The organism is Piscirickettsia salmonis LF-89 = ATCC VR-1361 (assembly GCF_000297215.2).
In the GTDB taxonomy this organism is placed as follows: Bacteria; Pseudomonadota; Gammaproteobacteria; order Piscirickettsiales; family Piscirickettsiaceae; genus Piscirickettsia; species Piscirickettsia salmonis.
Genome location: NZ_AMFF02000038.1, coordinates 1 through 2481 on the forward strand (window position 1 = coordinate 1; position 2481 = coordinate 2481).

The following is a 2481-nucleotide window of genomic DNA, read 5'->3' on the forward strand; positions in this document are numbered from 1 at the left end:
AGGTAGCGACGCTTACGGGATTGGTTTTAAAACTGCCGATGAGCTTGCTTTGCGGCTAGGTATCCCTCAAGACTCCGTTCAGCGCGCCCAAGCTGGTGTGCGTCATGTATTACAAGAAATCTGCTCAGAAGGGCACTGTGCAGCACAAGAGCAGCATCTTATAGAAAAGTCTGTAGAGCTATTAGCCGTCCCTGTTGAGCTCATTCGTACCGCAGTTGAAGCAGAGCTACAAGACAACCGTATCATCCGTGAAATGATTGATGATATGCCCTGTATTTATCTAGATAAACTTTATCATGCTGAAAATAGCGTTGCTCAACAAATTACACGCTTAATTCAAGGAGAACAAGCTAAGTGGTCAACGATTAACATTGATGACACCATTCAAAGAATACAACAACAAGTGAAAATACAGCTTTCACCTTCACAGCATAAAGCGGTTGTTAACTCGTTACACAATAAAGTTAGCATTATTACAGGTGGCCCAGGTGTAGGTAAAACAACCGTTGTTAATACCATTATTAAAGTCATTCATAGTACAACAGCAAAGGTGACCTTATGCGCTCCAACTGGCCGGGCAGCAAAACGTCTTTCTGAAAGTACAAGCTTGGAAGCAAAAACAATTCACCGTCTACTAGAATTCAACCCATCAAGTTATTCATTCAAATATAACCGCGACAAACCACTTGATACAGATTTTTTAGTTTGTGATGAGGCTTCAATGATTGATGTTAGCTTAATGAATAGCTTATTAAAAGCCATTCCATCTCATGCATCAGTGTTGATAGTAGGTGATATTGATCAACTTCCTTCCGTTGGCTCAGGGGCAGTTTTATCTGACATGATTGAATCTGGGGTTATTTCTACAGCTCGACTTACTGATATTTTCAGACAAGTGAAAACTTCACGCATTATTGTAAATGCACACCGAATCAATGAAGGCAAAGCCCCTTTCGAGTCAATTAAGGGAGAAAAAAGCGACTTTTTTACTATTCATGCGCATAATGCTGAAGATGTTTATAACAAGCTCATTAAAGTCGTTACAAAGCGGCTTCCTCAAGCTTTTAACCTCAATCCCATTGATGATATTCAAATACTCACTCCAATGAATCGTGCAGGCTTGGGAGCAAAATCTCTTAACCTTGAGCTACAAAAGGCGCTTAACGGCCATAGTGAAAATAAAATCACAAAATATGGCAACACCTTTGCTGTCGGCGATAAAATCATACAAACCGTTAATAACTACGATAAAGATGTATTTAATGGTGATTTAGGACGTATTAAGCACATTGATCATGATGAAAGCGAAGTGAAAATTGATTTTGATAATCGCAGTGTAATCTATGATTTTAACGAACTTGATGAAATTGACCTTGCCTATGCAACTACAATTCATAAAAGCCAAGGTTCAGAATACCCGGCAGTAGTTATTCCTCTCGCCATGCAGCATTATACAATGCTTCAATGTAATTTGCTTTACACAGGAGTGACACGAGGCAAACAGCTCGTCGTTCTTGTTGGTGAGAAAAAAGCAATTTTTCTTGCAGCGAAAAACAAAAAAACAGCAAAAAGAATCACCAATTTAAAAATGCGGCTTGCCCATTCTACTGAATTATAAAATTAATCATTAACGAGGCTTTCTGCAACTCATGGCGTTATTAACCTCATTTATAGCCACAGGGCTAATCAATAAATCAGCAGAGATTCCAAGATCAAAATGTAATCGACGAATCATATTTAGAGTAAGGTCGCGCTTACCATTAAGTATTTCTGAGACTCTGGATTTTACACCGATATATTCTCCTAACTCTTGACGACTCATGCCTCGGCTTTCCATCAAATAAACTAAATAGTCAACCGGAGTAGGGTCACTAATTGGAAGTTCTTTAGCTTCATATGCTTCAATCAATGTCACTAGAATTTCAAGTTTATCACCTTTTGCTGTACCAGGTTTAGCATCAAATAGCTTATCGACCTCAGCAAGAGCTTCTTCATAATCTTGTTCGGTGTGTATTGGTTTTAATTTCATCTTCTTAACTCCACTGTTGCAGCATCAACTTTGTCATACTGTGCGTGTGTTCCAATAAATTTTACATACACAATTTTGTAATCATAGTTGATAGCGGTAATAAGCCTATACTTATTGTCACCAAGATTAAAAACTATACGATTATTTGCAACAAAACTGGCATTCGCATAAACATTTTTAATATCTTGTGGTGCATTCCACTCTGCTTTCTTAGTATCAGAATACCAAGCAGTAACGCCCTCCGTCATCTGAAGTGCAACACTCAGTAGAGAGTTCATATTCATACAGATAAACTCTCTAGTTCGCCTTTTGACTTAGAGGGTAGAGATGGTTTATCGGCACTTAAATGAAAAAGATCGTTTTTATATCGAACAACGGTTATCAGAGGGAGACTCGCTCAGATCAATTGCTAGAGCACTTGGCTTTTCTCCCAGCACGATTAGCCGTGAGAT

General features: G+C 38.6%; 4 protein-coding genes. 2 read left to right on the forward strand and 2 right to left on the reverse strand.

Features of this window, described 5'->3' with window-relative positions:
- Positions 1 to 1618: SF1B family DNA helicase RecD2 (gene recD2 / locus C200_RS04635; RefSeq protein ID WP_033923689.1), on the forward strand; the 1618-nt coding region annotated here is incomplete at its 5' end.
- 9 nt (positions 1619 to 1627) lie between these two features.
- On the opposite strand, the gene C200_RS04640 is transcribed toward recD2, so the two are convergent.
- Positions 1628 to 2029, reverse strand: a complete 402-nt coding sequence (locus tag C200_RS04640; protein WP_016212457.1) for a helix-turn-helix domain-containing protein — start codon at positions 2027 to 2029, stop codon at positions 1628 to 1630.
- Positions 2026 to 2313, reverse strand: a complete 288-nt coding sequence (locus C200_RS04645) for a type II toxin-antitoxin system HigB family toxin (RefSeq protein ID WP_016212456.1) — start codon at positions 2311 to 2313, stop codon at positions 2026 to 2028. The genes C200_RS04640 and C200_RS04645 overlap by 4 nt, the downstream gene beginning before the upstream one ends.
- A 43-nt stretch (positions 2314 to 2356) precedes the next feature.
- Here C200_RS04645 and C200_RS14835 point away from each other — a divergent pair.
- Positions 2357 to 2481, forward strand: a 125-nt coding sequence (locus C200_RS14835) for a helix-turn-helix domain-containing protein (protein WP_016212054.1), incomplete at its 3' end; no start/stop codon positions are given.